The sequence below is a fragment of the Micromonospora sp. DT4 genome (assembly GCF_049841675.1).
Taxonomy (GTDB): domain Bacteria; phylum Actinomycetota; class Actinomycetes; order Mycobacteriales; family Micromonosporaceae; genus Micromonospora.
Map to the genome: position 1 here is coordinate 1 of NZ_JBNCKT010000191.1, position 5,777 is coordinate 5,777.

Sequence of the window (5,777 nt, forward strand, 5' to 3'; positions counted from 1 at the left end):
GGGAAGGCGGCCTCGACCATGGCGGTCTTGCCGGTGCCGGGCGGCCCGTACAGCAGCACGGGCACCTGCTGGGTGCGCAGTCGCCGTAGTTCCTCGACGTCCCAGCCTCGGCCGAGCCGCCGCGGGTGGTACAGCGTCCCGTTCGGTCGCGGTACGGGCGCGGGCCGTCCCTGCCTGCCACCACCGCTGCTGCTGGAGCGGGTGCGGGGCGCGGCGGGTGGGAGGGTGCCGGCGGCGTCGATGCCGGCCTGGGTGATCTGGAAGCGGTGGTGCGGGTCGCGGTGGTGGGTGGCGTGCCCGGCGGTGGCCATCTTCTTCAGCGCCTCGAACACGGCCCCGGACGACGGGGCGCCGATCGCCCGGGTGACCTCACCGACCTTGAGAATCTGGTCGGGGTGGTCGGCCAGGTGCAGAGCCACCTTCCGGTATAGGTAGCCGGACCGGCCGGAGGCGGGCTCCGCGGTGGGCGTGCCGGTCGCGGCCGGGTTGTTCTGCGGCGCGCCGGCCTGGGGGGCCGGTGGGGTTGGTGTGGTCATGGTGATGCCTCGATTCCAGGGTCGGGCCCGCGCACCCGTCTCCGGGTGCGCGGGCGGTGGGTACCGCACAGCGGAGACGGGTGGGGCCAACCCCGTGCCGGCCTGGTCGGGCCGGGCGGGTGGGCGGCCACACCCCGGTGGTGCTGAAGGGTTACGGCGACACGTGGGTCGCCGCCGGTGCGTGCTGGTCGGTGTCGACGCCGCGCGGGCGGTGTCTGCGCCGACGATGGAACGCCCCACAGCCCAGTCGATCAAGTCGAATTGGTGCGGGGTGCGGGATCGCTGACGTGCCGGCTGTCTACGCGGGCACGTCGAGGGTCGGGGGCTGGGCCGGTGGGCCGGTTGTGGTCAGTCGGCGCAGCCCCGTTCGCAGCCCTGCGGGTCGCACTGCTGACCGTCAGCCATCCGGGCCAGGGCCAGCCCGTCGTCGCCGTCGAGGAACGGCCAGCCGAACCCGTCGGCGAATGCCTTGACCTTGGGCGCCCCGTACATCGGGTAGCCGGCGTGGTCCATCGCCGCCACGATGTCGTCGCGGCCGAGGAGCCAGGCGAGTTCGCTGAGCTTGTCCACCGACCGGCTCGCCGAGTTGCCCCGGTGGTCGAGGATCTTCCCGATGGCGAAATCGAGGTAGTCCCGGGCGTAGGTCTCGTGGTCGACCCGCTGGGTCCACTCAACCGGGTGGCGGGGGGTGATGACCTGGCGGGCGTGGTCGAGGTCGAGTGCCTCCACGAGCACGTCCTCCCGGAAGCCGAGGATGTCCTGTCGGTTGGCCCGGAGAGCCCAGACCCGGGTGACGATCTCCTCTTGGGTACGGATGGTCACGTGGTTGTCCTTCCTGTTGGTCCTGCCTGTCGTGGTGGTGTGTCGGGTGCCGCTGCCGGAGACGGCTCGGTTCCGGGTGACGCGGCGCGGCCTGGCCGGGGGTCGCTGGGCCTATGCCTGGTTCGGGTCGGGCAGGTCGCCGACGATCCGGTCGCAGGCGTACGGGTCGACGGCCTCCCAGCACCAGCTGCGGCCCATCACCGCGTACCGGCCGTCACCGTCCGGGGCGACGCGTTCGATGGCTTCCGGATCGTCGGACAGTGCGCGCTGGTCGACCACGAGGACGTCTCCGTCGAAGGACAGGTCGGCCAGATCCGCGTCGACGCGGCGATCCAGGTCGTCCTCCGGTACGCCCTGCTCGCGCAGGCTGCGGCGGTGCTGGTCGCGGAGCCGGTGCTGGTCGGCGACGATCGCCTCCGCCACCGGGCGAGTGCAGGAGAACACCGCCCACCCGTTCCAGTGGTCGATCAGAGTGCCGACGAAGCCGATCTCGAAGCGGTCATCGCCGTCCGGGCCGGCGGTCATCGCCCACTCGCCGGAGAACACGCCGACGTCGCCGAGGTGTACCCGGTCGGGGTGCAGGTGGGACACGTCGCGGCCGGTGGGGCTGGCCGCGAGGTGACACAGGTCGGCGACACGCTCTTCGGTTGCGGTGTCGAAGGCTTCGCGGTAGACGGTCATCGCCTCGTCGCGCTGCTGGATGCGCAGCCCGAACCAGCCGGAGACATCGCCGGTGGCGTCGGCGAACAGCTCCCACCCGGCGGCATCGACCGAGTCTCCAGCCGAGGAGAAGTGGGGCAACGTGTTGAGGACGGCGGGATCGGCGTCGTGGATGCCGGACAGGATCCGGCGGGCGGCCAGGCGGGTGTCGCCGCTGACCCGGGCGCCGATGGTGTCCTGCGCCCACCACTCGGCGGCGGTGTGGCCAGCCTCGGCGCCGGCGACCCGCATGCGCCGCAGCGCGGCGGCCCATCCGGTGGCCTCGCCGACCGGATCGCCGGTGGGCGGCGCGGTGGCGGCTGGTGCGATGCGGTCGCCGTCGTCGAGGCACATCGACAGCGTCGAGCCGCTGTCCCAGGCGACCTCGACGATGTTCTGCCGCTGGTCGTGGCGGCGGACGGTGCCGGTGTCGCCGGCACGCAGCCGGCTATGTGGGTCGCTGGTGTGGACCAGCGCGACGCGCTGGCCAGGCTGGTAGCTCATGGTGGTCTCCGATCGGTGAGTGGACGGACCATCGCTGCCGCTGGTGGGCGGCGACGGCGTGGGATCGGGCGTGCTCATCGGGCGCCGCCTGTCGCGTCACCCGCCGTGGGGATGTGCGGCGGCCAGGGCTTGCGGGTGACGTGGTCGCCGAACATCGGGTCGGTGACGACCGAGGAGCCGCAGCGGGTGCAGCTGGTGGCGGTGTCGTAGCCGTAGCCGGCCATGGACGGCACCTCGACGTGGTCGATCTCGTCGACCGCGCCGCAGACCGTGCACACCGTCATCTCCGGGCCGCCGCCGCCGTCGTCGTCGGCGGGTTCGGTGACGAACAGTTCCTCGACGGGGTCGAGGTGGTGGGCGCTGTGCCGCAGCCAGCGGCCGTGGACCGTCGCCTCGTCGGCCACCAGCCGCCGCTGGTCGAGGTGCAGCAGGTACAGCCACTCGAGGGCCCCGCCGACGTCCTCACGCAGCGCGCCCCGCCGGATGGTGTCGTTGTCGGCGGGGTAGCCCAGGCCCGGTACGGGCGGCTGCTGGTCCCAGCGGCGGGGCCTGGGGTTGACGGCGAGGGACCACCAGTTGCGGGCCAGCAGCGCGGCAGCCATGGCGCCGGTGTCACGGCCGAACGTGTTGGTCCAGATCCGGCGCAGCAGCGGCACCATAACCTGCGGGTCCTCGCCGAACTGGATCAAGCGGGCGGTGAACCTGCCGCGGAGCGCGGCGACACCGATGAGCGTGGGTGTGCTCACGGGCTTTTCCTCCTCAGGGTTGTGTGGATGGGGGTTGCGGCGCTCGTCCCCGGGGCGGGACGACCACCGAGCTGGGGGTGGATCACACAGCCGCCGCCGGCGTTCGCGATGGCGACTACTGGTTGAGGGGCGCGCCCACGGAGGCCATGAAGGCGACCGGGTCGACGGCCGTGCCGGAGGTGTGGTCACCGAGGTGTACCTCGAAGTGCAGGTGCGGTCCGGACGAGTGGCCGGAGCTGCCGGAGACGCCGATGACGTCACCGGCCGCGACCTGTTGGCCCTCGGCGACGGAGGGGTGGGTGAGCATGTGGCAGTAGCGGGTGATCACCCCACCGGTGTGGGTGATGTCGACGTACCAGCCGCAGCCGCGGGTGAGTGCGGGGTCGCCGTCGCGGTCGCAGCCCCAGTCCCGGCCGGTGCGCACGTCGACGGCGTTGCAGCGTACGACGGTGACGGTGCCGGCGGACGCGGCGTGGATCGGGGCGCCCTTGCCCACGATCAGGTCGACGCCGTCGTGCCCGGGACGGCTCTCGGTGCGGAAACCGGAGCCGACGTCTGCGTGCACCGGTTGGGTCCAGCCCTGCGCGCTGACGCTCACGCCGCAGGCGGCCAAGCCGGCGGTGACCCCGGTCAGGGCGGTGACGATGCGGGTAGCGTCGGGTTCCCACCTCGCGTAGGCGTCCGGGTAGGCCGACCGCTGCACCGCCTGGGCGGCCTCGGTCAGCGCCATCGCCTGCCAGCCGTCGACGGCCTGCAACTTCTGGTAGAACGTCGTCGCCGCGTACTGCGGGTCCCGTAGCTGCTCGGGGGTGCCCCAGCCCTGGGAAGGCCGCTGTTGGAACAGGCCGACCGAGTCGCGGTCCCCACCCGGGGTCTTGATCAGCGAGGATTCCTGCATCGCGGTGGCCACGGCGATGACCCAGCCGCGGGGCGGGACGCCGAGGCGCATGCCGACGGCGGTGATGGTGGCGGCGTTGCCGACCTGCTCGGTGCTCCAGTCACCGATCGGACCGATCCCGCCCGGGGCGGGGCTGCGCGTCGCCGACGGTGCGGTGGGCGTGACGCTGGCGATCGCGGCACACGCGGCGGCGCCGGTGCCGCCGCCGAAGATCAGGGTGGTGGCCAGTCCGGAGCACAGCAGCAGGACGCCGGTGACCGCGATGGCGATCCCGGACAGCACGCGGGTGGTCATGACTGGTCACTCCTTCAAAGCGGCGGCCGGGTGGTGGGCGGGGACGGCGAAGGCCGCGCGGGCCCGTGGAGGGGGCGTCGCGCGGCCTTCGGCGGGGTGCAGGGGATCAGCGGGCGAGGACGGCGACTTTCTCGCCGTGCAGCAGGGGCGCCCCGTCGGGGCCTTTGATGTGGGCGTTGATCCAGATGCGGTAGGGGTGGCCGTCGCGGTCGATCAGGCGTCGCTAGTGGCCGCGGACGACGAACCGCACCCGGTAGTGCCACTTGGGTTCGCCGTCGGTGGGTTCGGCGAGAGGGCTGGTGCGGCGCAGCATGACCACGCGGGTGTCGTGGCGGATGCTGGCGCGCACGGCGCGGCGGCGGGCGGCGCGGTCCACGGGGGCGGCGGCGACGGTGGCCAGAGGTTGGGCCTGAATTCGCCAGAAGGCGTAGGCGATAGCGGCGCAGGCCCGCATCGGGGTGGTGGTGGTCTCGTCGATGCAGAATCGGCCGTCGGGTGCCGGTTCCCAGTCATGGTCGTCTCCGTCGAGGACGGGCAGTTCGGGGCGGGGGTCGACGGGTTGGCCGATGGGGATCTCGGTGAAGTCGGTCAGCACGTAGGGGCCGAACTGGCGGGCGAGGTCGGGCCGGTCGGCGAGCTGCTGCCGGCGGCGCACGGCCGCCGGGTCGTGCGCGTCGTGGTGGTCGGCCCAGCCGACGATGGCCCAGAACGACCGTCCGCTGCCGGTGTTGGTGGTGCGGGCCCAGGTGATCGCCCCGATGGAGGACACCTCGCCGCGGAGGTTGCGGTGGTAGATCGGTTCGGGGAGGAACAGCACCCCGCCGTCGTCGGGGGCGATGTCGGCGGGGAGCACCTCGCCAGTCAGGTCGAGGGCCGCCGCGGCGGCGGCGATGATCGCGGTCATCGCGGGGGCGATGACGTACGGCTCGCCGAGTCGCCACGGGTTGGCGGTGATGGCGCGGACCGCGTCGAGGACCTTCGCCATGCCCGCTGGACTGGGGCTGGGGTGGTTGGCGAGGCGGCTGTCGAAGAACGCCTGCAGGTACTGCGCCGCGAGCGGGCTGCGGTGGTAGTCGACCATGCGGGTGCGCAGGTCGACGGCGGTGCGGGCGTAGCCGGCGAGTGTGTCGTTCGGTAGGAAGTTCACGGTGCACCTCCAGGTGCGTGCTCAGGCGGCCAGCGCCGCCACGGGCGCGGACCTCGTCAGGGGTGCCGGCGGGCGGGCGGGGGTGAACCAGCCGGTGAAGCGGCGCGGCGGGGCGGGCACGGGGGCGCGTC

Annotated in this window: 5 protein-coding genes and 1 pseudogene; all 6 read right to left on the bottom strand. The window is 73.0% G+C overall.

What is annotated here, in order from left to right; genetic code table 11:
- Window positions 1-536: pseudogene (locus ACLQ24_RS28190) on the bottom strand (AAA family ATPase); the annotation flags it as partial.
- Window positions 537-884: 348 nt separating this feature from the next.
- The gene (locus ACLQ24_RS28195; RefSeq protein WP_425894772.1) at window positions 885-1,358 is read right to left on the bottom strand and encodes a hypothetical protein; all 474 of its coding nucleotides are present in this window, start codon (window positions 1,356-1,358) and stop codon (window positions 885-887) included.
- 111 nt (window positions 1,359-1,469) lie between these two features.
- Complete coding sequence (locus ACLQ24_RS28200; RefSeq protein WP_425894773.1) at window positions 1,470-2,561, bottom strand: DUF4314 domain-containing protein; 1,092 nt, start codon at window positions 2,559-2,561, stop codon at window positions 1,470-1,472.
- Window positions 2,562-2,635: 74 nt separating this feature from the next.
- On the bottom strand, window positions 2,636-3,307 hold the full coding sequence (locus tag ACLQ24_RS28205) for a hypothetical protein (protein WP_425894774.1): 672 nt from the start codon (window positions 3,305-3,307) through the stop codon (window positions 2,636-2,638).
- A 115-nt stretch (window positions 3,308-3,422) separates the two neighbouring features.
- Entirely contained in the window at window positions 3,423-4,499 is a 1,077-nt protein-coding gene (locus ACLQ24_RS28210; RefSeq protein WP_425894775.1) for a M23 family metallopeptidase, read from the bottom strand.
- Between the two features lie 223 nt (window positions 4,500-4,722).
- Window positions 4,723-5,646, bottom strand: a complete 924-nt coding sequence (locus tag ACLQ24_RS28215) for a hypothetical protein (RefSeq protein ID WP_425894776.1) — start codon at window positions 5,644-5,646, stop codon at window positions 4,723-4,725.
- Window positions 5,647-5,777 lie beyond the last annotated feature (131 nt).